Source organism: Streptomyces sp. NPDC044106, from assembly GCF_056433985.1.
This window is the reverse complement of the sequence record NZ_JBWKFZ010000004.1, coordinates 278,022-301,207: the sequence shown is the minus strand read 5'-3', so window position 1 is coordinate 301,207 and position 23,186 is coordinate 278,022. Positions and strand designations below refer to the sequence as shown.

17 protein-coding genes are annotated in these 23,186 nt (G+C 70.9%); 9 read left to right on the top strand and 8 right to left on the bottom strand.

Translation table 11 applies throughout. The features are described 5' to 3' along the window. Positions 1–26: 26 nt before the first annotated feature. The 4 genes from AC07DI_RS09020 to AC07DI_RS09005 all read right to left on the bottom strand — a co-directional run bounded on the left by AC07DI_RS09020 (position 27) and on the right by AC07DI_RS09005 (position 6,347). Positions 27–2,885, bottom strand: coding sequence for an NHLP bacteriocin export ABC transporter permease/ATPase subunit (locus tag AC07DI_RS09020; protein ID WP_478903207.1), 2,859 nt, complete (start codon positions 2,883–2,885; stop codon positions 27–29). 1 nt (position 2,886) lies between these two features. Then, positions 2,887–5,169: an NHLP family bacteriocin export ABC transporter peptidase/permease/ATPase subunit gene (locus tag AC07DI_RS09015; RefSeq protein ID WP_478903206.1), complete on the bottom strand. Its 2,283-nt coding sequence runs from the start codon at positions 5,167–5,169 to the stop codon at positions 2,887–2,889. Continuing rightward, positions 5,166–5,972, bottom strand: coding sequence for a hypothetical protein (locus AC07DI_RS09010; RefSeq protein WP_478903205.1), 807 nt, complete (start codon positions 5,970–5,972; stop codon positions 5,166–5,168). The genes AC07DI_RS09015 and AC07DI_RS09010 overlap by 4 nt, the downstream gene beginning before the upstream one ends. 147 nt (positions 5,973–6,119) lie before the next feature. Further along, on the bottom strand, positions 6,120–6,347 hold the full coding sequence (locus AC07DI_RS09005) for a type A2 lantipeptide (protein ID WP_478903203.1): 228 nt from the start codon (positions 6,345–6,347) through the stop codon (positions 6,120–6,122). A 534-nt stretch (positions 6,348–6,881) separates the two neighbouring features. On the opposite strand from AC07DI_RS09005, the gene AC07DI_RS09000 reads away from it, so the two are divergent. Continuing rightward, entirely contained in the window at positions 6,882–8,252 is a 1,371-nt protein-coding gene (locus AC07DI_RS09000; protein WP_478903202.1) for a wax ester/triacylglycerol synthase family O-acyltransferase, read from the top strand. Positions 8,253–8,322: 70 nt separating this feature from the next. After that, positions 8,323–9,834, top strand: coding sequence for an SDR family NAD(P)-dependent oxidoreductase (locus AC07DI_RS08995; protein ID WP_478903200.1), 1,512 nt, complete (start codon positions 8,323–8,325; stop codon positions 9,832–9,834). A 99-nt stretch (positions 9,835–9,933) separates the two neighbouring features. On the opposite strand, the gene AC07DI_RS08990 is transcribed toward AC07DI_RS08995, so the two are convergent. From AC07DI_RS08990 to AC07DI_RS08980, 3 genes are all read right to left on the bottom strand, one after another. Further along, entirely contained in the window at positions 9,934–10,815 is an 882-nt protein-coding gene (locus AC07DI_RS08990) for an alpha/beta fold hydrolase (protein ID WP_478903199.1), read from the bottom strand. Between the two features lie 98 nt (positions 10,816–10,913). Continuing rightward, positions 10,914–11,492 carry a TetR/AcrR family transcriptional regulator gene (locus tag AC07DI_RS08985; protein WP_478903197.1) on the bottom strand — a complete coding sequence of 193 codons (579 nt, stop codon included), beginning with the start codon at positions 11,490–11,492 and terminating at the stop codon, positions 10,914–10,916. Positions 11,493–11,731: 239 nt separating this feature from the next. After that, positions 11,732–12,535, bottom strand: coding sequence for an SDR family oxidoreductase (locus AC07DI_RS08980; protein ID WP_478903196.1), 804 nt, complete (start codon positions 12,533–12,535; stop codon positions 11,732–11,734). A gap of 239 nt (positions 12,536–12,774) precedes the next feature. Between AC07DI_RS08980 and AC07DI_RS08975 the strand changes: the two genes are divergently transcribed. Beyond that, positions 12,775–12,948, top strand: a complete 174-nt coding sequence (locus tag AC07DI_RS08975; RefSeq protein WP_384246948.1) for a hypothetical protein — start codon at positions 12,775–12,777, stop codon at positions 12,946–12,948. Between the two features lie 484 nt (positions 12,949–13,432). Further along, positions 13,433–14,035 (top strand): hemerythrin domain-containing protein, encoded by a 603-nt coding sequence (locus AC07DI_RS08970; protein WP_478903195.1) that lies wholly within the window; start codon positions 13,433–13,435, stop codon positions 14,033–14,035. A gap of 16 nt (positions 14,036–14,051) precedes the next feature. Here AC07DI_RS08970 and AC07DI_RS08965 read toward each other — a convergent pair whose 3' ends face one another. Beyond that, positions 14,052–15,104 (bottom strand): LacI family DNA-binding transcriptional regulator, encoded by a 1,053-nt coding sequence (locus AC07DI_RS08965; protein WP_478903454.1) that lies wholly within the window; start codon positions 15,102–15,104, stop codon positions 14,052–14,054. 304 nt (positions 15,105–15,408) lie between these two features. Here AC07DI_RS08965 and AC07DI_RS08960 point away from each other — a divergent pair, with 304 nt between their 5' ends. The 5 genes from AC07DI_RS08960 (at position 15,409) to AC07DI_RS08940 (ending at position 23,158) form a co-directional block, all read left to right on the top strand. Then, complete coding sequence (locus AC07DI_RS08960; RefSeq protein WP_384246945.1) at positions 15,409–16,707, top strand: ABC transporter substrate-binding protein; 1,299 nt, start codon at positions 15,409–15,411, stop codon at positions 16,705–16,707. 41 nt (positions 16,708–16,748) lie between these two features. After that, a complete protein-coding gene (locus AC07DI_RS08955) occupies positions 16,749–17,726 on the top strand; it encodes a carbohydrate ABC transporter permease (protein WP_478903193.1) in 978 nt (325 codons plus the stop codon). Continuing rightward, positions 17,723–18,640, top strand: coding sequence for a carbohydrate ABC transporter permease (locus tag AC07DI_RS08950; protein ID WP_384246941.1), 918 nt, complete (start codon positions 17,723–17,725; stop codon positions 18,638–18,640). The genes AC07DI_RS08955 and AC07DI_RS08950 overlap by 4 nt, the downstream gene beginning before the upstream one ends. A gap of 84 nt (positions 18,641–18,724) precedes the next feature. Next, entirely contained in the window at positions 18,725–19,966 is a 1,242-nt protein-coding gene (locus AC07DI_RS08945) for a glycoside hydrolase 5 family protein (RefSeq protein WP_478903191.1), read from the top strand. 174 nt (positions 19,967–20,140) lie between these two features. Then, positions 20,141–23,158 (top strand): alpha-mannosidase, encoded by a 3,018-nt coding sequence (locus AC07DI_RS08940; RefSeq protein ID WP_478903190.1) that lies wholly within the window; start codon positions 20,141–20,143, stop codon positions 23,156–23,158. The last annotated feature ends 28 nt before the right edge of the window (positions 23,159–23,186 follow it).

Genomic DNA, 23,186 nt, shown 5'->3' with positions numbered 1-23,186 from the left:
CGCAAGGACAGGTTCTCGCCGCGCTCTCACCGCATCTGACGCCGTACCAGTTCATGCAGACGCCCGCTCGTGTCGGCCAACAGCTGCGCGGGCGGGCCCTGTTGCACGATGCGGCCCTGTGACATGACGACGACGCGGTCGGCGTCCATGACGGTGGAGAGGCGGTGGGCGATCACGACACGGGTCGCGTTCAGGGCCCGGGTGCTGTCGATGACCGTGCGCTGCGTCTCGTTGTCCAGGGCGCTCGTCGCCTCGTCGAAGAAGAGGACGCGGGGGCGGCGGATCAGGGCCTGGGCGATCATCAGGCGCTGGCGCTGACCGCCGGAGACCGCGCCGCCGCCGGAGATCATCGTGTGCAGGCCCATCGGCATGCGCTTGATGTCCTCGGCGAGCCCGGCCATCGCGGCGGCCTCCCACGCCTCCTCCTGCGTGTACGACTCGGCGCCGCAGATGCACTCCAGGATCGAGCCGGTCAGCGGCTGGGCGTTCTGCAGGACCACACCGCACTGGCGGCGCACCGCCGACCGGTCGAGGGCCGACAGGTCCTGGCCGTCGTAGAGCACGCTGCCGGATACCGGTTCGTCGAAGCCGATCAGCAGGCGGAGCAGCGTCGACTTGCCGCAGCCGCTCGGCCCGACGACGGCCACGAACTCGCCCGGCCGGATCGCCAGGGACACGTCGTCCAGGACCAGCGGGCCGTCGTCGGTGTAGCGGAACGACAGGCCGCGCGCCTCGATCCCGCCCTGGAGCTCGCCCGGCTGCGCGCTCCCGGCCCGCACCTCCGGTGCCTCGTCGAGCACCGGCTTGATCTGCTCGAACATCGGGAGCACCGCCGCCGCCGAGATCAGCGCGCCGGTGAGCTGGGTGACGGACGTCAGGAGCATCGTCACGGCGGTGCTGAAGGTGAGGAACTCGCCCGCGCTCAGGCTGCCGCGCGCCGGACCCGCGAGGAGGGCGAACATGACGAGCGTGCAGAGCGGCAGGTAGACCGAGTTCAGGACGGTCGTGATGTTCTTGGCGCGGCCGGCCCGCCGCTGCAGCTCGCGGCTGCGCGCGAACTCGCCCGCCCAGGCCGCGTACGCGAAGCTCTCCGCCCCGGCCACCCGGAGCTTGGGCAGCCCGCGCAAGGTCTGGAACGCCTGGTTGTTCAGCTTGTTGTCGAGCTCCACCAGGCGCCGCTGCCACCGCAGTTCCCACAGCCCGAGGGTGAGGAAGACGGCGGCGATGACGGCCAGCATCGCCAGGGCGGCGAGGGCGAGAGGGACGCTGTAGAGCAGCAGCAGGACCACGTTCATCGCGCCGACCGAACCGGCCTGGAGGGCGACGGGGCCGATGCCCGAAAGTACCCGGCGGATCGCGCTGACGCCCATCGCCGCGCTCGCCAGCTCGCCGGTGGAACGCGCGGCGAAGAAGCGCGTGGGCAGCCGGAGCAGCCGGTCCCAGACCGCCGGTTGCAGCGCGCTCTCCATGCGCCCCTCCATCCGCAGCACGGTCAGGTTCTGCAGCAGCATGAACGCCGCCGAGACGATGCTGGTGACCATGACGGCCAGGGACACCTGGACGATCAGGCTCCGCTGCGCGTTCGGCACGAAGACGCCGAGCACCTGCCCCGTCGCGACCGGCACCAGCGCCCCGACGGCGACCGTCAACAGAGTGGCGAGCACGAGGTTGCGCATGTCGCCGCCGGTGCCCCGCAGGCTGAAGCGGAACAGCCGCCACGGCGTCAGGGGCCGTTCCGGCAGCGGCCGGTAGAACATGACGGCCCGCGGTTCGAACTCGTCGGCGTTGGACGCGTCGACGCGGGTGCGCCGCCCGGACGTGGGGTGCACCGACTCGTAGCCGCCGCGCCGCCACAGCAGCGCGACCGGCGCGCCGCTCGCGGCCCTGTGGCCGACCAGCGGGCCCGCGTTCTCGCGCCACCAGCGGCCGTCGAGCCGGACGGCGCGGGAACGGACGCGGGAGGCCACCGCGATCTGCTCCACCGGGTCGGTCCGGTCGCCGGCCGCGCCGCCCTCCGCGCTGCCGGCCAGCGTGATGCCCGCCGCCTCTGCGACCAGCCGGCAGGCCGCGTACGTCGCGTCATGGCCGGCGCGGGACGCGGTACGGCGCGCACCGCCCCTGCCCGAACGCCCGATGGAGGCGAGCAGGGTCCGGTCGGCCTGCTCGCGGACGTTCTCGCCCGCCTTGATCCCGGCCGCAGTACGGTCCTCGTGGGCCCGCTCCAGGCGTTCGATCCAGCGGTCGAGGGTCGACAGGAGCCGGTACTGCTGGTTGACCATCCGCTGCCACATCGCGGCGTCGACGAGTAGATCGCCGATGGCCTCGGCGCTGTAGGCGGCGCCGTACTGCACGCTGCCCGGCGCCACAGGCATCCAGAGGATGTCGTCGTCCGTCACCATCTCGTCGCCCACGGCCCGGCCGTCGAGCGGCGCCTCCAAAAGGACCCGGTGGCCGCGCCCGATGCCGAGCGCGAAGGCGTGCTCCAGCAGGCTCAGCGTCGTGTCCTGGGTGTCGTACTGGGTGGGGTACCGCTGCTCGTACGACCAGGTGTCGCCGTAGTCGGGCCGGTACAGCTCGCGCAGCGGAACGCGGCGCAGCTCGCAGCCCCGCAGCGGTCGGCCGACCAGGGTGTGCCGGGGGCCTTCGACGGGGCCGAGAAGGAGGGTGCCCGGCTCCAGGCGGCCGAGGTAGTGCCAGTGGCCCTGCTGCGCGGCGTCGACGGCGAACAGGTCGAGGGCGCCGGCCACGACGAACCAGAGCACCTGCGGGCCCTCCAGGTGCACGCTGCGCAGGCCCGTGCCGTCGACGGGTGTGCCGAGCGCGCCGAAGGCGGCGCCGACCGCGTCGTGCGCGTACGGGGTCTGCTGCCCCGGTACCGACGTCACCTCAGTGCTCCTTGACCAGGTCGGCGTAGGGGCCACCGGCCGCGACGAGGTGTTCGTGGCGTCCGCGCTCCACCACCTGGCCGTGGTCGAGGACGACGATCTCGTCGCTGTCGCGCACCGTGCTCAGGCGGTGGGCGATGACGACGCAGGCGCAGCCGCGGCGGCGCAGATTGTCGATGATGACCTGCTCGGTCTCGGCGTCCAGGGCGCTGGTGACCTCGTCGAGGACGAGGACGCTCGGGCGCCGGACCAGGGCCCGTGCGATCTCCAGGCGCTGGCGCTGCCCGCCGGAGAAGTTCCGCCCGTCCTGCTCCACCCGGCCGTGGATGGAGGCCGGCCTGCGGGCCACGACCTCGTACAGGCAGGCGTCCTTGAGGGCGGCGATCACGGCGTCGTCGGGGATGGAGGGGTCCCACAGGGCGACGTTGTCGCGGACCGTGCCCTCGAAGAGGAAGACGTCCTGGTCGACAAAGGAGACGGAGGCGGCGAGCGCGCCGCGCGGAATGTCCTCAAGGCGCTGCCCGTCGATGCGGATCGTGCCCTCCCACGGGCTGTAGAGCCCTGATATCAGCCGGGAGACGGTCGACTTGCCGCTGCCCGAGCCACCGACGAGCGCCACCTGCTGCCCCGGCCCGACCGACAGCGAGAAGCCGGTCAGGAGCGGCTTGTCGAGGGGGCTGTAGCCGAAGGTGATGTCGTCGAGGGTGACGTGGCCCTTGAGACGGCGGGTGCTCGCGGCGGGCTCGGGGCGGGAGTAGAGCGTGTCGACGGGGAAGTTCTCGACGTCCCTGAGGCGGGCGACGTCGGCGGCGAAGTCCTGGATGCGGCCCGCGACGCCGTTGAGCCGGGTGATCGGCGCGGTGAAGCGGGTGACGAGGGCCTGGAACGCGACGAGCAGCCCGACCGACAGATGCCCCTCGACCGCGCGTAGACCGCCAATCCACAGGATGAGTGCGCTGTTGAGGGTGGCGAGGGTCGGCGCGACGATCCCGAGCCAGGCGCTCGGGACGCCGAGGCGCTGCTGCTCCTCCAGCGTGGTGGCGTGCTGCCCGGCCCAGCGCCGGAAGTAGCCGTTCTCACCGCCGGTGGCCTTCATGGTCTCGATCAACTGCAGGCCGGTGTAGGAGGTGTTGGTGAGCTTGGCGCTGTCGGCGCGCAGCTTCTGGGTGCCGGTGGCGCGCAGCCGGATGACGACGCGCATCGCCACGACGTTGAGCAGGGCGATGCCGACGCCGACGAGGGTGAGCTGCGGATCGTACGTCCACAGCAGGGCCGCGTAGAGGAGGACGACGACGCCGTCGACCCCGGCGGCCGTGAGGTCGCGGGCCAGGGTCTCGGCGACCGCGTCGTTCGACGCGAGGCGCTGCACGAGGTCGGCGGGGGAGCGCTGGGCGTAGAACGTGACGGGCAGCCGGAGGAGATGGCGCAGGAAGCGGGCGCTGCCGAGGGTGGAGGAGATGATGCGGCCGCGCAGCAGGTTCGCCTGTTGCAGCCAGGTCAGCACGACGGTGAGCGCCACCATCGCGCCCATCGACGCGAAGAGCACGCCGAGCAGCGAGGTCTGGCGGCCGACCAGGAAGAGGTCGATGTACGTCCGGCTGAGCGCGGGCAGCGCGGCGCCGACCGCGACGAGCAGCAGGCTGGCGAGGAGCGCGGCGAGCATCGTGCCCGTGGTGCCGCGCAGCCGGGCCGGGAGGGCCTTCATGACGCCGGGCCTGCGGCCTCCCGTACGGAAGTCCGCACCCGGTTCGAGGACCAGGACGACCCCGGTGAAGCTGGTGTCGAAGTCCTCCGACGGCACGAAGCGGCGGCCGTTGTCCGGGTCGTTGATGTAGACGCCGCGGCGGCCGAGGCGGCGCCCCATGCCGTCGTACACGACGTAGTGGTTGAACTCCCAGAACAGGATCGCGGGCGCCTCGACCTCGGCGAGCGCGGCGGGCTCCATCTGCATGCCCTTGGCCGTGAGGCCGTAACTCCGTGCCGCCTTCAGCAGGTTGCTGGCCCGTGAGCCGTCGCGGGAGACGCCGCACGCGATGCGCAGCTCCTCCAGGGGGACGTGCCGTCCGTGGTGGGCGAGGACCATGGCGAGGGCGGCGGCGCCGCACTCCACGGCCTCCATCTGCAGGACGGTGGGCGTGCGGACCGTCTTCGGGCGCCTGCCCTTCGACGCGGGACGGGGTGCGGCCCTGCGGCGGCCGGAGCGCGGGGGTTCGGGGCGGTGTCTGCGGCGGCCACCGGGCGGCGGCAGCTGCTGCTGTGTGGGGGAGGGGTGCGGTGCGGTCACGGAAGCAGCCAATCGATCGGGTGCTGCTCGGCGAGGTGGAAGGCGCCGGTGGCCAGGGTCATGGAGTCGGGTGCGAAGGGCGGGCCGTCGGCGGTCGACCAGGCGTAGCCGGACTTGGTGGCGGACGACTTCTCGAGGCGGACGAGGACGGCGACGGGCGGGCCGTCCTTCGTGAACTGTCCGGCCAGCTCCTTGTCGCCGAGGAAATCGGTGATCCTTTGCCGGGTCTGGGCGGCCCGCCCGACGGCCTTCACCCGGCCGCGCAGCGTCCCGTACTCCTCGGTTGACACGGACTGGACGGTGAGGTCGATCGGGGTGCCGACGGGGACGGTGGCCGCGCTGTCGGCGGGTACGTAGAGGATCGCGACGAGCGGGTCGCCGGTGTCCGCCACCCGCTCGACGGTCGCGACGTCGGAGCCGGTGGTGACCACGGTGCCGATCCTGGCGACCAGCGCGGTCACGCGCCCCGCGGCGATCGCGCGCACGGTCTTGTCGCCCCGCTCCGTACGCACCTTCAGGACGGGCGCGCCGACGGTGAGCCGCTCGCCCTCCTCGGCCAGGACGCGGGTCACCTGTCCGGTGACGGGGCTTTGCAGGACGTAGCTGCCCTGGCCGTGGGTGAGGATGCCGGGCGCGCGGAGTGTGGAGGCGACCGAGCCGGTCACGGCCCAGCCGGCCCCCGCGGCCATGACGACGAGGGTCACGGCGAGGACGAGCAGGCCCTGGGGACGGGCGTAGCGCACCGGAAGGTCGAGTTCCTCGGGCGACTGCAGCTTGGACAGGGCCTGTTGGCGGAACTGCACGGAACGCTTCCCTTACTGTGCCGGTGGCTGCGCCTTCGCCGGTGCTTGCGTCTTTGCCGGTGGCCGGGTCTTCGCCTTGGCGTCCGTGAGCCCCGGAACCAGAGGTCCCGGGGCTCACGGATCAAGGCGTCTCGATGAGCGGGAGGCTCAGAGACCGGCGGTCAGGCCGGAGGCCAGGCCGGTGACGGCGCCGGTGTTGACGCCGGTGACACCCTCGACCGTGCCGACGACGCCGCCGACGACGCCCGAGACGGGGGCGATGGAGTCAACGGTGCTGGTGACGTTGGACGCGACACCGGCGACGAGGCCACCGGAGACGTTGTCGAGGTCGGCGTCGGAAATCTCGAGGGTCTCGACCTGGGGGACGTTGTTCATGGTGTGAGCTGCCCTTCTCATGAATGGTGCAAAGGTTTTCCCATGACGCGGAACCTGGGGATTCGAATTCCGCGTCGGCCAGGATCAAAGCACGTTCGCAGCTCGCACATCCAATCGGTGAAGCGCGGATCGGGCGCGATTCCGGCATCGCATCGCTGCTGCGTGCAGGCAGGTTCACCGCGTGATGGCAGCTCCTTCACAAGATTCACAGAAGGAAATCAGGGGCACGACGGCATTCCGTTCAACAAATCGGACACTCTCCCGTCGAAAAGCGCGTTCTATGGCCCCTGCAAGGAAATTCACCGGGAGTGCGGGCCGAATAGCGTGACCGGACTGCGTATTCGATGTGCAGGTTCATTGAAGGCGCGCCGATTCGTGACCGAAGGGGACATCCGGGATAGGTCCGGCCGAAGGGTCGGCGACTTAACCTGTTGTTGACTAAGCGTAGCGGGGCCGTACTTGACCGTAGTCGGCCGGAGCGATTGACTTCACGTTCGTCATCCCCCGCATCGTCCTCGACGCGAGAGCGAGCCCGTGACTTCGTCGTCTGCTCAGAGCTCCGACCTGCTCGTGCCTCTCGATCTGGCCTTCTGGAACATCGAGACGCCCGCACACCCCATGCATCTGGCCGCACTCGGCGTCTTCGAGGCCGAAGGACCCGACGCGGCGGACCGTGCCGCCGAGCTCCTCGCGGACCGCGCGGCGCTCGTGCCCGCACTTCGCATGCGCATACGTTCCGTCCTGCTGCCCGTGGGCGGCGCGATGCGCGTACCGGTGCCCGCCTTCGATCCGCTGGAGCACATCAGGGTCGCGGCGCCCGTGGCGGACTTCCACGCCGCCGCGGGCGAGCTGATGCAGCGGCCCGTGGAGCGCGGCAGGCCGCCCTGGGAGGCACACGTGCTGCCGGGCGCGGACGGCACCACCTTCGCCGTGCTCTTCAAGTTCCACCACGCACTCGCCGACGGGCTGCGCGCCCTGACGCTCGCCGCGGCCCTCCTCGACCCCGTCGACCTGCCCGCCGCCCGGCAACGGCCCCCGGCGCCCGCCGCCCCACCGTGGTCCGTCCTGGACCCGCGCACCCTGCCGGGCCGCGTGCGCTCCACGGTCGCCGCCGCGGGCCAGATCCTCGGCATCGGCGCCTCCGTCGCCCGCGCCACCCTGGGCGTACGCTCCTGCGCCGCGCTCACCGCCACCGCCAGCGGCACCCGCCGCACCGCGGGCGTCGTCCTCGACCTGGACGATGTCCACCACATACGCAAGGCCGTGGGTGGGACCGTCAACGACGTACTGATCGCCGTGGTCGCCGGAGCCCTGCGCCGCTGGCTCGACGAGCGCGGCGACCGCAGCGAAGGAGTCGAACCGCGCGCCCTCATCCCCGTCTCCCGGCGCCGCCCGCGCACCGCGCAGCCCCCTGGGAACCGGCTCTCCGGATATCTGGTCCGCCTCCCCGTCGGCGACGACGACCCGCTGGCCAGGCTGCGCGGCGTGCGCGCCGCCATGGACCGCAGCAAGGAGGCGGGCCCCGAGCGGGGCGCGGGCGCCGTGGCGCTGCTCGCCGAACACGTGCCCCCGCTCGGGCACCGGGTCGGCGGCCCCGTCGTCGCGCAGGCCGCCCGGCTGCTCTTCGACATCCTCGTCACCAGCGTCCCGCTGCCCGGCGTCGGACTGCGGCTCGGCGGCTGCCGGCTCACCGAGGTCTACCCCTTCGCGCCGCTCGCCCAGGGCCAGTCGCTCGCCGTCGCCGTCTCCACCTACCGGGGCCGGGTGCACTACGGGCTGATCGCGGACGCCGCCGCCGTACCGGACCTGGAACTCCTGGCGCAGAGCGTGCGGGACGAGGTCGACGGCCTCGTGGCGGTGTGCGCGCGGGAAGCGGGTTTGGTTCCCGGGCACGCCCCTACGTAAACTTCGGATTTTGGAGCTTCCGCGGACGACCAGATGCGCCGTGGCACGGAATGACACGAGGACAGCGGCGATGACGGTGACGGACGAAAGCCACGAGAGGCCTGTCGAGGCCGAGTACGACGCGGGCGACGCGTACGGGCCCGGCATCGACCCGGACCGCCTCGCCGTCTGCCTCAGCGTCCTCGACGAGCTGGACAAGCTGGACGTCGACCACCCGGACGCGATCGCGGTGCGCCGGGCCACGGCCGGGATCTACCGGACGGTGAAGCAGCGCCGCCGTCAGGAGCGCCGCGCCGCCAAGACCGCCCACGACAAGGCCGTCACCGAGGCCACCGCCACCGGCTCCGCCCAGCGCATCGACGACGAGACCGAGGGCCTGCTGCCCTCCTCGCGGACCGAGGAGGGCCGGATCGCGGGGATACTCGAGCGCCCGCGCTCCTGCTACACCTGCAAGACGCGGTACGTGGAGGTCGACTACTTCTACCACCAGCTCTGTCCCGACTGCGCCCGCCTGAACCGCACCAAGCGCGACGCCCGCGCCGACCTCACCGGCAAGCGCGCCCTGCTCACCGGCGGCCGCGCCAAGATCGGCATGTACATCGCGCTGCGCCTCCTGCGTGACGGCGCCCACACGACCATCACGACCCGGTTCCCCAAGGACGCCATCCGCCGGTTCAAGGCGATGGACGACTCGGCCGAGTGGCTGCACCGCCTGGAGGTCGTCGGCATCGACCTGCGCGACCCGGCCCAGGCCGTCGCGCTCGCCGAGCGGATGACCGCGGCGGGACCGCTGGACATCCTCATCAACAACGCGACGCAGACCGTACGCCGCCTGCCCTCCGCGTACGCCGCGCTGGTCGAAGGCGAGAGCGCGCCGCTGCCCGCCGGCGAACTGCCCGCCCACTCCGTCATCGGCGCCTTCAACTCCGGAGCGGTCGACGGCCTGGCCGCACTGCCCGTCGGCATCAGCGGCCTCGACGCGCAGCAGGTCGCCGACCTCGCGCTCGTCGGGGGCAACGCCAGTGTCGCCCGGCACCTCGACGGCACCGCCATCGACGCGGGCGGCCTCGTGCCGGACGTCGTCGACAGCAACACCTGGGTGCAGACCATCGAGCAGATCTCTCCTGTCGAGCTCCTGGAGACCCAACTCTGCAACTACACCTCGCCGTTCATCCTCATCAGCGCGCTGCGCGGGGCGATGGCCGACGCGGCGAAGAAGGCGGCGAGCGGCCGCGCCCACATCGTCAACGTCTCGGCGATGGAAGGTGTCTTCGGCCGTGGCTACAAGGGCGCGGGCCACCCGAACACGAACGCCGCGAAGGCGGCCATGAACATGGTGACGCGGACCAGCGCCCAGGAGATGTTCCAGACCGATGGCATCCTCATGACCTCGGTCGACACCGGCTGGATCACCGACGAGCGTCCGCACTACGACAAGCTGCGCCTGGCCGAGGAGGGGTTCCACGCCCCGCTCGACCTGATCGACGGCGCAGCCCGCGTCTACGACCCGGTGGTGCGCGGCGAGGCGGGCGAAGACGTGTACGGCGTCTTCCTGAAGGACTACGAGCCCGGAAAGTGGTAGCGGGGCCGGGGCTCACCCTCACCGCCTGATCGCCGTCCGACTGCGGGGCGGGCTTCCCTGGTGGCGACGGTGGGGCGTGTGCCGCCGACCCGGCGGCGGTTACAGATGCGCGGCCAGGAACGGAAGGACGACGTCAGCCATCTCGTCGGGTACTTCCTCCGCCAGGTCGTGGCCTGCGTCGAAGACGTGCCCGGTGACGTCGTGGGCCATGAGCCGCATCTGGGACTCGTTGCGATCGCCGATGAACGCGGAACCGCCGAGCGCCAGAACCGGGATGTCCAGCTTCTTCCGCGCGGCCTGCCGGTTCTGTTCGGCGTCGACGAGCATCGCCCGGTAGATCGAGAGCATCGCCCGGATGCCGCCGGGCATGGAGTAGCAGCGCACGTACTCCTCGATCGCGTCGGGGGTGGCGCTGTCGGGGCGGCTGCGCTCGTTCTTGATCATGTAGGTGATCAGCTCGCGCTCGTGCCCGGAGATCAGCATCTCGGGGACGTCAGGCTGGAAGTAGAAGCCCAGGTGCCACAGGTGCAGGCCGCTGGAGACGTTCTCGGGGGTGAGTGCGGTGTGGTCCTCGAAGCCGAATCCGGGGAACAGGGCCTCGGCGAAGACGAGGCCGCTGACGTGGTCGCGGTGGCGGGCGGCCAGCTGGTAGCCGATCACCGCTCCCCAGTCCTCGCCGATCACCGCGTACGTCTCGTGTCCGAGGCGGGTCATCAGTTCGGCGACGTCGTCGCTCATCGTCGCGGAGTCGTAGCCGTCCGCGGGGCGGGCGGAGTCGCCGAGGCCGCGGAGGTCCGGTACGACGACGGTGTAGTGGGGCGTCAGCTTCGGGACGAGGTGGCGCCAGTGGTAGCCGGTCTTGGGCACTCCGTGCAGCAGTACCACCGCGGGGCCGGACCCGGCCGTGCGGTAGTGCAGGCTCGTTCCGTTGACGGCGACACGGCCGGTGCGGACGGGCGTTCCGTCATGGTCATGCATCATGTGTTGCCAACCTCTGCTTTCCGGTGTGCGGGCGGCGTGCCCGCGGGTCTCCGGTGCCGTTTCTGGATCGGGTGTTACGGATAGCGGCCATGAAAAGATCAGTCGAGAGCGGTCAGGGCAAGCTCCACGAGCGGTTCGAGGGTGCGGGGATCCGGCGTGATCTTCGAGGAGACCAGCAGCCCGTTGAGGAAGGTGATGAGGAAGGCGGCGAGAACATGCGGGTCATGGCGCGCCGCAACCTCACCCCGCTCCACCGCGACTCGCAGTACCTCGGCGAGCGCGTCCCGGCCGGCATCCTGCACGTCCCGCACGATGCGCCGGATCGACGGGTCCCCCGGCAGCCGCTCGCAGGCGGCATTGACCACCAGGCAGCCCCGGCCGTCATGCTCGGCGGCGATGCGGACCCGCTCCGTCAGCATCGTACGGATCGCCGAGCGGGCATCCGCCCCCTCCTCCAGGTCGCGCAGGGCGGCCGCCGCGAGGGTGGTGCGGTAGTGCTCAAGCGCGGCCCGGTACAGGCCGTCCTTGTCGCCGAATGCCGCGTACAGGCTGCCCTGCCCGATTCCCAGGTGCTGCGTCAGGTCGCGCACGGAGGTCGCCTCGTAGCCGCGCGTCCAGAACAGCTCCATGGCGCGGCTCACCGCCGCCTCGGTGTCGAACTCCCGGGTCCTTGCCATGGTTCCACCCTAAGCTATCTGGATCGAGCGCTCAAGAAAGCGTGACTGTGCATCTGCCGCCTGTACGTGACCGACCGGGGCGACGACGGCGAGCAGGTACCGGGCCTTGGCGATCCGCCCGTACCCGGCGAACGCGGCGCCCAGCGGGGCGGTTTGGCCCCCGCGGCCGGACATCCGCTGCCGGAGGCCACTGGCGGTCGCCGCCCGGCTGGAGCCCGCGGGGAACTGGCGACAATTGACTACGCGAGCCCACCACTACGGAGGCCGTGCACCACCTGCGACGGGCTCTTCGTCGTGGACGCCGCGCGCACCCGCGTACCGCCGTCGACCAGCAGATCGGCGCCCGTGATCCAGCAGGCGGCGTCCGAGACCAGCCAGGCCACGGCCCGTGCCACGTCCTCCGGCTCCCCGATGCGGCCGAGCGGCAGTCCCGCCGCCACCTGCTCCTGCGCCCGCTCCCAGACGAAACGCGCCATGTCCGTGCGGACGAGGCCGGGGGAGACGGAGTTGACCCGCACCGACGGGGCGAGTTCGCCCGCCAGCTGTCGGGTGAGGTGCAGCAGCGCGGCCTTGCTCGTGCCGTACGCGCCGACGTTCGGGCCCACGTGCTCGGCGCCCTCCGTGCAGATGTTGACGACGGCGCCGCCGTGCTCCGCCATCCAGGCCCGCCACGCGAGTTGCGTCAGCCGCAGGGCCGCCTCGACATTCACGGCGAAGGCGGTGCGCCACACGTCGGGATCGGCCTCCATCAGCGGGCCGTGGGGCGCGTTCGTCGCGGCGTTGTTGACGAGGACGTCGAGGCGGCCGAACGTACGCACCGCGAGGTCGACGCAGTCTTCGAGGTGCGCGGGGTCGGCGACGTCGCCGGGGAGCCCGACCGCCTTCGCGCCGGTCGCGCGAAGCGCTTCCACCGCGGCCCGCACCCCGTCGGCGTCACGCGCGGTGACAACGAGGCGGTGGTCCGCCGCCGCGAGCGCCCCGGCGACGGCGAACCCGATCCCGCGGGATCCGCCGGTCACCAACGCCACTGCCGACTGCTCCATTTCATGCCCCTCCTGGTCCGTCATTGTCCGGAATTCACCCCCATCTTTCGGGCCCCATCGAGCGGGGGCCTGCTCATTTGGTTAACCTGGAGCGAACGGGTATCCATCAGGGAGCCACAAACCTCCCTCGGCCGCCCGGGGACAGGCCGGCAATCACGGCCGCGGTCCCGCCAGAGAACGGCGCCACCGCGACCGAACTGCCCCCTGACCTTCCGTTACGCGACACAGAGGAGTGCGCGGTGACACCCGATCTGACGAAGCACGAAAAGCGACCGGCGGAACGCGGCGGCGACGGGGCCGGCAGGCCCACGAAGCTCCGCAACCTGGAGGCGTGGGCCAAGGCGGCCCCCATCCGCCTGGCCGGTTACGAGGACGACCTCGCCGAGCCGCACATCCTCCCCGGGATCGACTGACGGTACCGGTCCAGTACGGGACCGGAGCCGATCCGGCACCGACTCGGGAGCGATCTGGGCCAGGGTCCCCGAGGTGTCGGCCCGTTCCGCTTCGCCACGTGCCCCCTGCCTTCGACGGTAGTCCGAAGGCAGGGGGCAACTGTGTGCTGTCACACGCACGTTGGCAGCCCGCGGTGAACGGTCCACGTTGACAGGCGGGGGAGCGGTTGTCTGTAATGGTGCTCGTGCCGCGTGGCGCCGACCAAAGAGCAGTGGGCAGGTCGGCGATCGGGCGAGCACCTTCACTCAAGGACGACGCCGATGGATACGTCGTGAGTTCACATCCCGGGCCTCTCGCCTGACCTGCGCCTTCGCGCGCCCCGCCACGCCTTTCCCGCGTGACGCTCCCTCACCTTCACCGCGCCCGACGCGGCACCGAACACGTCGTACGGAGACCCGACACCGTCATGCCCACGAACTGCCCGTCGTCGTCCTGGAACGGCCGGTGCACGAGGCCGAAACCCCGGAAGAGGCAACCGACTTCGCGGCAAAGATGGTCCAGGTCCACCGCTGGCCGCGCGGTCAGCTGCGGCACGTACGGGACGAGACCGACGCGTACTTCACCGCGCTCGCCGCGCATCGGGGGCCGGGCGCCCCTCCGCCGCCGGGCCTCGGTCTGCAGATCCGCCAGCACTGCCTGGCGTTCTGCGATGCGCTGGAGTTCCATCACACCGGCGAAGACGCGCACCTCTTCCCCGTGATGGCCGACTACCACCCCGAGCTGCGCGCGACGTTCGACCGACTGGCCGAGGAACACCGCTCCATCGCCCGCATCCAGAACGACCTGTCCGCGCTCCTGACGACCATCGACGAAGCGGACCCCGTCCGCTTCCGCTCCGAACTGCCCGGCATGTCCGTCGAGTTGACTGCGCATCTTGACTACGAGGAGGAGTCGCTGCTGCCGATTTTGGCCGCACTTCCGTGCCGCCGGTGCCGCTTTCCAGCGCACCGGATACGTCGACTTCGCCCGCCGGATCTGCATGATCTGGAGCTGACCGGCCGGGTGCGGCTGCTTGGCGGCTGCTTCCGGCTCCTTTGCGCGATCTGACGCGGACGTACGCTACTCAGACTGCATCCCCTCGTACTGCATCCCCTCGTACCGCATCCCCTCGCACCGGCCCCGTACTCTCCCGCTCGATCAACCGCGGCAACGGCACCTGCACCGTGGCCGCCGGGCCGTTGTCGAGCAGGGACAGGAGTTCGCGGGCCGCCGTGCGGCCGAAGGAGACCGTGTCGCGGGACAGGGCCGTCAGCCAGGGGCGCACCATGCGGCAGAGCGCCGAGTCCTCCCAGGCGACGACGGAGACGTCGGCCGGGACCGCGAAGCCGAGGGAGGTCGCGGCGGCGACGCCGGCCACCGCCATCACGTCGTTGTCGTACACGAGCGCGGTCGGCGGCTCGGCCGATTCCAGGACGCGCCGGGTCACGGCCGCGCCCTCCGCGTCGGAGTAGTCCGTCGTCACCGAACGCACCCCGGACAGGCCACGGCCCGCCGCCTCGACGCGCAGCGTGCGGATGCGGCGCTCGGTGTGCGCGAGCCCCTCAAGACCCGCGATGTGCACGATGCGGCGGTGCCCGAGGCCGTGCAGATGGCCGACGACCGACGCCATCGCGCCCGCGTCGTCCGCCCACACCGTGGACAGGCCGGGGTGTTCGTCGCCCGGCTCGGGCACGCCGCCCGTCACCACCGCGGGCAGCCCCAGTTCGTCGAGGAGCGCGGGCCGCGGGTCGTCCGTGCGTGGGTCCACCACCAGGACGCCGTCCACCCGGTGCTCTGCCCACCAGCGGCGGTAGACCGCGCACTCGGCGGCCACGTCCTCCACGACCTGGAAGAGAAGCCCCAAGTGCCGCTCGGCCAGGACCTCCTGGACGCCCGAGATCAGCTGCAGGAAGAACGAGTCGACGCCCAGCGTCGCCGCCGGACGCGCCACGACAAGGCCCACCGTCGCCGAGCCCTCGCCGGACAGGGCGCGCGCCGCCGTGCTGGGCCGCCAGCCCAGCTGCTCCGCGACCCTGCGCACCCGGTCGCGGGTGATGTCGGAGACCCCGGGCCGGTCGTTGAGCGCGAAGGAGACGGCGCTCTCGGAGACCCCGGCGCGGCGCGCGATGTCCTTCATGGTCGGCCGGCGCGCCGGTGACCGCTTGCCTTGCACCCGTTGCCCCTTTCCTGGCTACCGGATACTAATGCGCTTGAGCTGCCTGACTCTAAAGCGCATTAGTCGTCCGCCGCAAGAGCTTCAACACACCCCGCTGACCTGGTGTGTTGTCTGGATGATCGACCGATCTTCGATTTCCGTTCCACGAATCCATTGACTTTGCGCCACCACCCCGTGCAGGGTCTGCCTCGGCGTGGATTGCCCGGCTCGGACGGTTGCAGTCACCGCCGTCTCACGCTGGGCCGAGCAAAGGAGCCGTTTCACCGTGCGTATCTCCCGCATCCCTCGCAGAGCGGTCGCCGCAGGCGCCGTCCTCGCTGTCCTGCTGCCGCTGAGCGCCTGTGGCGACGGCGACGACGGCGGCGGTTCCCAGGACGCGTCCGGGAAGATCGAAGGCAAAATCAGCTTCCAGACCTGGAACCTGAAGGCGAACTTCAAGCCCTACTTCGAGGGCCTGGTCGACGAGTTCGAGAAGAAGTACCCCGGCACCGAGGTGAACTGGGTCGACCAGCCCGGCGAGGGCTACCCCGACAAGATCAGCGCCGACGCCGCTGCCGGCACACTGCCCGACGTCGTCAACGTATCGCCCGACCTGGTCGCCCCGCTCGCCAAGGCGGGCATCGCGCTCGACCTCGGCAAGGCGGCCGGGAAGTACGAGAAGGAGTACCTGCCCGGAGCCTGGAAGAGCCACCAGATACCGGGCATGGACGGCACGTACGCCTTCCCCTGGTACCTCAACACCGGGCCGCTCTTCTACAACAAGCGCCTCTTCAAGGACGCCGGCCTCGACGAGAACAAGCCCCCCAAGACGTACGACCAGCTCTTCGACCAGGCACTGCGGCTCGCCGAGAAGAGCGACGGGAAGGTCGCCACGCTCGCCAACGTCCCCACCATCGAGGACTTCGGGCGGTACGGCGTACCGCTGATGAACAAGGAAGGCACCGGCTTCACCTTCAACGACGCCAAGGGCGTCGAACTCCTCGCCAAGTACAAGAAGTTGTACGACGCCAAGGCGCTCGACGGGCAGGCGCTGACCGCGACGCCCGAGTCGACGGGCAAGAAGTTCCTCACCGAGGCCGTGGCGATGAACCCCGGCAGCGCTCTGGACCTGGAGAAGTTCAAGAAGGACGCGCCGAAGCTCTACAAGAACATCGGCATCACCCCGCAGATCAGCAGCACCGGCAAGGACAACATGTACGTGATGGGCGTGATGGTGAACGCCCGCACCAAGCAGACCCCGGCCGCCGTCGCCTTCGCGCACTTCGTCACCGACGCCCAGCACCAGATGGAGTTCGCCAAGAAGGTCGCGATCTTCCCCAGCACCGCGGGCTCCCTCGACGACCCGTACTTCACCAAGCAGGACGGCAAGGAGGAGACGCGGGTCCGCGTCGCCGCCGCCAAGTCCATCAAGACCGCGGTGAACTACACGCCCGTGCTGTTCAGCGAGCAGATGAAGGTCGAGCTGCGCAACGCCGTCGCCAGGGCGCTGCAGGGCAAGGAAAGCCCGAAGGAAGCCCTTGACAACGCTGTCAAGAACTGCGACCGGCTGCTCAAGCAGAGCTGAGCGCCGACGCCGTGCCGAGCCACGACCCGGGAACACCAGCCATGAAGAGTCCCACCGCCGCCAAGGCGACCTCGTCCGACATCACTACAGCGGGTCCGGCGTTCAAGGACCGGCCCGCCGACGCCCGCCGCGGCGCGGGCGGCAGCCGCATCACGCGGCAACTGCCCACCAGCCCCTGGCTGTTCGCCGCTCCCGGGCTCGCGGTCGTCACCGTGTTCATCCTCTATCCGTTCCTCAGCACGCTCAACAACTCCTTCACGGACAAGCGGACGCTGCTGCCGGGCGAGTACGTCGGGTTCGCCAACTTCTCGGAGTTGCTGCACGACGACATGTTCTGGATCGGCCTGCGCAACAGCACGCTGTACGTTCTCGTGGTCGTCCCCGCGCTCGTCCTGCTGCCGCTGCTGCTCGCGATGCTGGTCCAGAAGCACATCCCCGGCATCACCTTCTTCCGCTCCGCCTTCTACACCCCGGTGGTCGCCTCGATCGTCGTCGTGGGGCTCATCTGGGTGTGGATGCTCGACGAACGCGGGCTGGTCAACGCCGTGCTCGAAGCGGTGGGCGTCGGCAAGGTCGGCTTCCTCAGCGATCAGTGGCTGCTGCTCTTCAGCGCCATGGCGGTCACGGTCTGGAAGGGCCTCGGCTACTACATGATCATTTACCTCGCGGCCCTCGCCAACGTGCCGCGTGAACTCCACGAGGCGGCGGCGGTCGACGGCGCGGGGGCCTTCCGCCGCTTCCTCACGGTCACCGTGCCCGCCGTCCGCTCCACCATGGTGCTGGTCGGCGCGCTCTCCTCGGTCGCCGCCTTCAAGGTGTTCTCCGAGGTGTACCTGATGGCCGGACCCGCCGGTGGCCCGGCCGGCGAGGACACCACCCTCGTGATGCTGGTGCAGCGCGTCGGCACCGGCCTGACCGGCCGGGTCGGCTACGCCTCGGCCATCTCCGTCGTCGTCTTCGTCGTCACCGTCGCACTGATGCTGCTCGTCCTGCGGGCGGACCGGAAGGAGGACGCGTGAGCACCGCCGAGAAGGTACCCGCGCCGGTCACCGCGCCCGCCACCGCCCCGAGGCCCCGCCGCCGTCGCGTCACCGACGAGAACGGCCGCCGCATGCCCGTCTGGGAGATCGTCCTGCGCTACGGGCTCCTGCTCGCCGTACTCGCGCTGATGATCGGCCCGTTCCTCTGGCAGCTTTCCACCTCTCTGAAGGGCCCGCACGAGGACATCTTCAGCTCCCCGCCGAAGTTCCTGCCCTCCGACCCGACCTTCCACAACTACGAGCGGGTCGCCGACACCATCCCCGTATGGGACTACGCGCTCAACTCACTGAAGGTGGCCGCGGCCAACGTCGTCACCAACTGCGTGGGCGCCACGCTCGCGGGCTACGCCCTGGCCCGGCTGCGCTACCGCGGCCGCAAGGCGGTCACGGTCGTCTTCATCCTGGCCATGCTGGTGCCCGTCGAAGGCATCATCATCGCCCAGTTCACGACCATGCGTGAGCTCGGCCTGAACAACACTCTCATCGGTGTGCTGCTGCCGGGCTGCGTCTCCGCGCTCAACGTCCTGCTGATGCGCAACGCCTTCCTCAACGTGCCCTACGAGATCGAGGAAGCTGCCTTCGTGGACGGCGCGAACGTCTGGCAGCGCTTCCTGCGCATCGCGCTCCCCGCGGTCAAGGGCACCCTCGCGGTCGTCGCGATCTTCGCCTTCATGGGGGCCTGGGACGACTTCCTGTGGCCGCTGATCGTGCTCAGCGACCCGGACCGCTTCACGCTCACCATCGGCCTCAACTACCTGCACGGCACCTTCGCCAACGACGAGCGCCTCGTCGCCGCGGGCACGGTCATCGCCGTGCTCCCGCTGATCGTCCTCTTCGCCTGCCTTCAGCGGTACTTCTTCCGCGGTGTGGGCGAGGGCGCGGTCAAGGGCTGAACTGCCGCCCCGAACCCTCCAGAACCAGGATCCGCATTGCCTTCCGCACCCCCTCCCGCACCGCACTCCGCACCGCCCTCCGCGATGCCTTCGGGCGCGCCGCGCTTCGGCGCCAACTACACGCCCGGTCAGGGGTGGTTCCACCACTGGCTCGACTTCGACCTCGACGCCGTACGCGCCGACCTCGACGCGATCGCCTCGCTGGGCCTCGACCACATCCGGGTCTTCCCGATCTGGCCGTACTTCCAGCCGAACCGCACCCTGATCCGTCCGCGCGCCGTCGACCAGCTGGTCCAGCTCGCGGACGCCGCCGCCGAACGCGGTCTCGACGTCAACGTCGACGGCCTCCAGGGGCATCTGTCCAGCTTCGACTTCCTGCCCGCGTGGACGCAGACCTGGCACCGGCGGAACATCTTCTCCGACCCCGACGTCGTGTCCGGGCAGGCCGCCTACCTGCGCACGCTCGCCGCCGCCCTCGCCGACCGGCCGAACTTCATCGGCATGACCATCGGCAACGAGATCAACCAGTTCTCGGCGGGCCCGCACCCCGACCCCGACCGCATCACCGAGGAGCAGGCGGAGAGCTGGCTGCGTACCGTTCTCGCCGCCTGCGAGGAGGGCGCACCCGGCAGGCTGCACCTGCACGCCGAGTACGACGCCGCCTGGTACCAGGACGACCAGCCCTTCACCCCGGCGCAGGCCGCCCGGCTCGGTGCGGTGACCGCCGTGCACTCCTGGGTCTTCAACGGCACCGCCCAGCGGCACGGCCGCACCGGCACCGCGACGCGGCACCACGCGGCGTACATGATCGAGCTGTCCAAGGCCTGGGCGCTCGACCCGCACCGCCCCGTCTGGCTCCAGGAGGTCGGCGCCCCCGCCCCGCTGATCCCCGCCGAGCACGCGGCCGCCTTCACCGAGGAGACCATCGAGGCCGCGCTCGACTGCCAGGACGTGTGGGGCGTGACGTGGTGGTGCTCGCACGACGTCTCGCGCGACCTCGCGGATTTCCCTGAGCTGGAGTACAGCCTGGGTCTGCTGACCAATGAGGGGAAGGTCAAGCCGGCGGGGGAGGCGATCGCCCGGATCGTACGGGAGTGGCGCGGCCGTACGTACGCGCCGGCGCCCCGGACGACCGCGGTGGTCGTGGACGACGCCATGTCCCGGCGCTCGGAGTGTGCCCCTGGAGGCGCGGTCTTCGAGGCGTTCGCGCGGCTCGTGGCGGATGGGGTGCGCCCCACGGTGGTCCTTGCCGGACGGGTGGCGGATTCCGGGCACCTCGCTGCGCGAGGCATCAGCGACGTGCTGCTGCCGGAGGACGTCGGGTAGCGCCGCCCGTCCCGCACGGGGCTCCGCCCCGGACCCCGCTCCTCAAACGCCGGAGGGGCTGAAATTGCCCCCTGCTCCTCGCAGGCCGGAGGGGCTGAAATTGGCCCCTGCTCCTCGCACGTCGGAGGGGCTGAAATACCGAACCCACTGATCGACCTCCCCGGGAGACCCCTCATGCATGACGACCGCACCCTGGTCGAAGCCCGCCTCAAGCGCGTCCTGGACGAGCGCATCAGGCCCGCCGTGTATCCGGCCTCCGTGCCGCTCGACGTGGCCGTCTGGAATGCCCCGGGCGAGCCCGTGCCGGTGGCCGAAGGCCTCGCCGCCGAACCGTCGCCGACCGCGGTGGGGGAGCGGTGGGGCGCGCCCTGGGGGACCAGCTGGTTCCGGGTGAGCGGGACCGTGCCGAATGAGTGGGCGGGCAGGACCGTCGAGGCCGTCCTCGACCTCGGCTTCGACGAGAACATGCCGGGCTTCCAGTGCGAGGGCCTCGTGTACCGCCCCGACGGCACCCCGGTGAAGGGCCTCAACCCGCGCAACCAGTGGGTGCGGATCGCCGCGCCCGCCGAGGGCGGCGAGGAGGTGCGCCTGCACATCGAGGCCGCCTCCAACCCCGTCATTCTCGACTACCACCCCTTCCTTCCCACGCAGTTGGGCGACAAGGAGACCGCGGGCAGCGAGCCCCAGTACAAGCTGGAGCGCATGGACCTCGCCGTCTTCGACGAGACGGTGTGGCAGCTCGTCATCGACCTCGAAGTCCTCGGCGAGCTGATGCAGGAGCTGCCCGCGGACTCCGCGCGGCGCTACGACATCGTGCGCGCGGTCGGCCGTGCCCTCGACGCCGTCGACCTCCAGGACGTGAACGGCTCGGCCGCCGCGGCGCGGGCGCAGCTCGAAGGGGTCCTCGCCACCCCCGCCGAGCCCTCCGCGCACCGCATCAGCGCCGTCGGCCACGCCCACATCGACTCCGCGTGGCTGTGGCCGCTGCGCGAGACGGTGCGCAAGGTCGCGCGTACGACGTCCAACATGACGGCGCTCATCGAGGACGAGCCGGACTTCGTCTTCGCCATGTCGCAGGCGCAGCAGTGGGCGTGGATCAAGGAGCACCGGCCAGAGGTGTGGGCGAAGGTCAAGAAGGCGGTCGCCGACGGGCGGTTCGTGCCGGCCGGCGGCATGTGGGTCGAGTCGGACACGAACATGCCGGGCTCCGAGGCGATGGCCCGTCAGTTCGTGCACGGCAAGCGGTTCTTCATCGATGAGTTCGGCGTGGAGAACGACGAGGCGTGGCTGCCCGACACGTTCGGATTCGCCGCGGGCCTGCCGCAGATCATCAAGGCGGCCGGCTCCAAGTGGCTGCTCACGCAGAAGATCTCGTGGTCGCAGACCAATCGCTTCCCGCACCACACGTTCAACTGGGAAGGCATCGACGGCACCCGTATCTTCACGCACTTCCCGCCCGTCGACACCTACAACTGCTCGATGAAGGGCAGCGAGATCGCCCACGCGGCGAAGAACTTCAAGGACAAGGGCGTCGCCCGGCACTCCCTCGCGCCCACGGGATGGGGCGACGGTGGCGGCGGCACCACCCGCGAGATGATCGCCAAGGCCGCGCGCCTGCAGGACCTCGAAGGCTCGGCGACCGTCCGGTGGGAGACACCGGAGCAGTTCTTCGAGAAGGCCGAGGCCGAGTACCCGAACCCGCCGGTCTGGGTCGGCGAGCTCTACCTCGAACTGCACCGCGCCACGCTCACCAGTCAGGCGGGCACCAAGCAGGGCAACCGCCGCAGCGAGCACCTGCTCCGCGAGGCGGAGCTGTGGGCCGCCACGGCCGCCGTCCGCTCCGCCGATTTCGTCTACCCGTACGAGCAGTTGGACCGCATCTGGAAGACGGTGCTGCTCCACCAGTTCCACGACATCCTGCCCGGCTCGTCCATCGCCTGGGTGCACCGCGAGGCCCGCGCGACGTACGCGGCCCTCGCGCAGGAACTCAACGGCATCATCGACAAGGCGCAGCGCGCGCTCGCGGGCGAGGGCGCCGGAGAGCTGGTCTTCAACTCCGCGCCGCACTCACGCGACGGCGTCCCGGCGGGCGGCGCGCGCACCGCCGCGATCGGCGGCGCGGCGGCGATCGCCTCGCGCGCCGACGGCGGCTACGTCCTCGACAACGGCCTGCTGCGGGTCGAGATCGACGCGCGCGGCCTGGTCGTCTCCGCGTACGACCTGGTGGCCGATCGTGAGACGGTCGCGCCGGGCCGGGCGGCGAACCTGCCGCAGATCCACGCGGACTTCCCGAACATGTGGGACGCGTGGGACGTGGACGAGTTCTACCGCAACACGGTCACCGATCTCGTCGAGGCGGACGAGGTCGAGCCGGGCGAGGGCGCGTCGGTCCGCGTCGTACGCACCTTCGGCGACTCGCGCCTCACCCAGATCCTCACCCTGGAGCCCGGCGCCCAGCGGCTCGACATCGACACCGAGGTCGACTGGCACGAGACGGAGAAGTTCCTCAAGCTCGCCTTCCCGCTGGACATCCACGCCGAGCGGTACGCGTCGGAGACCCAGTTCGGCCACTTCTACCGGGCCACGCACACCAACACGAGCTGGGAGGCGGCCAAGTTCGAGGCGTGCAACCACCGCTTCGTGCACATCGAGGAGCCTGGCTGGGGCGTCGCGCTCGTCAACGACTCGACGTACGGCCACGACGTGACCCGCACGGTCCGCGCCGAGGACTCCGGCACGACCACCACGGTCCGCGTCTCCCTGCTGCGCGCCCCGCGCTTCCCCGACCCCGAGACGGATCAGGGAGTGCACCGCTTCCGGCACGCCCTGGTGCCGGGCGCGGCGATCGGCGACGCGGTGCGCGAGGGCTACCGCGTCAACCTGCCTGAGCGGCGGGTGAGCGGCGGCTCCGAGGTGGCCCCGCTGATCACGGTCGACGACGACGCGGTCGTCATCACGGCGGTCAAGCTGGCCGACGACGGCAGCGGCGACGTGGTCGTCCGCTTCCACGAGGCCCACGGAGGCCGCGCGAAGCCCACCCTGACGACGGGCTTCCCGGCCGCCTCGGTCGCGGTGACCGACCTCTTGGAGCGCCCGCTCGCCGACGCGACGCCGCCGGAGCTCGCGGACGACGCGGTGTCGCTGACGCTGCGGCCGTTCGAGCTGGTGACGCTGCGGTTCAGCCGGGGCTGAGCCCGAACGGCCCTACGGGGCGAGGCAC

What these genes read in the sequence shown, in the direction of transcription:
- AC07DI_RS09005 (WP_478903203.1), bottom strand. Translation starts at nt 6,347, where the DNA reads ATGAACAACGTCCCCCAGGTCGAGACCCTCGAGATTTCCGACGCCGAC.
- AC07DI_RS08995 (WP_478903200.1), top strand. Translation starts at nt 8,323, where the DNA reads ATGACGGTGACGGACGAAAGCCACGAGAGGCCTGTCGAGGCCGAGTAC.
- AC07DI_RS08990 (WP_478903199.1), bottom strand. Translation starts at nt 10,815, where the DNA reads ATGATGCATGACCATGACGGAACGCCCGTCCGCACCGGCCGTGTCGCC.
- AC07DI_RS08985 (WP_478903197.1), bottom strand. Translation starts at nt 11,492, where the DNA reads ATGGCAAGGACCCGGGAGTTCGACACCGAGGCGGCGGTGAGCCGCGCC.
- AC07DI_RS08980 (WP_478903196.1), bottom strand. Translation starts at nt 12,535, where the DNA reads ATGGAGCAGTCGGCAGTGGCGTTGGTGACCGGCGGATCCCGCGGGATC.
- AC07DI_RS08965 (WP_478903454.1), bottom strand. Translation starts at nt 15,104, where the DNA reads ATGAAGGACATCGCGCGCCGCGCCGGGGTCTCCGAGAGCGCCGTCTCC.
- AC07DI_RS08955 (WP_478903193.1), top strand. Translation starts at nt 16,749, where the DNA reads ATGAAGAGTCCCACCGCCGCCAAGGCGACCTCGTCCGACATCACTACA.
- AC07DI_RS08945 (WP_478903191.1), top strand. Translation starts at nt 18,725, where the DNA reads ATGCCTTCGGGCGCGCCGCGCTTCGGCGCCAACTACACGCCCGGTCAG.
- AC07DI_RS08940 (WP_478903190.1), top strand. Translation starts at nt 20,141, where the DNA reads ATGCATGACGACCGCACCCTGGTCGAAGCCCGCCTCAAGCGCGTCCTG.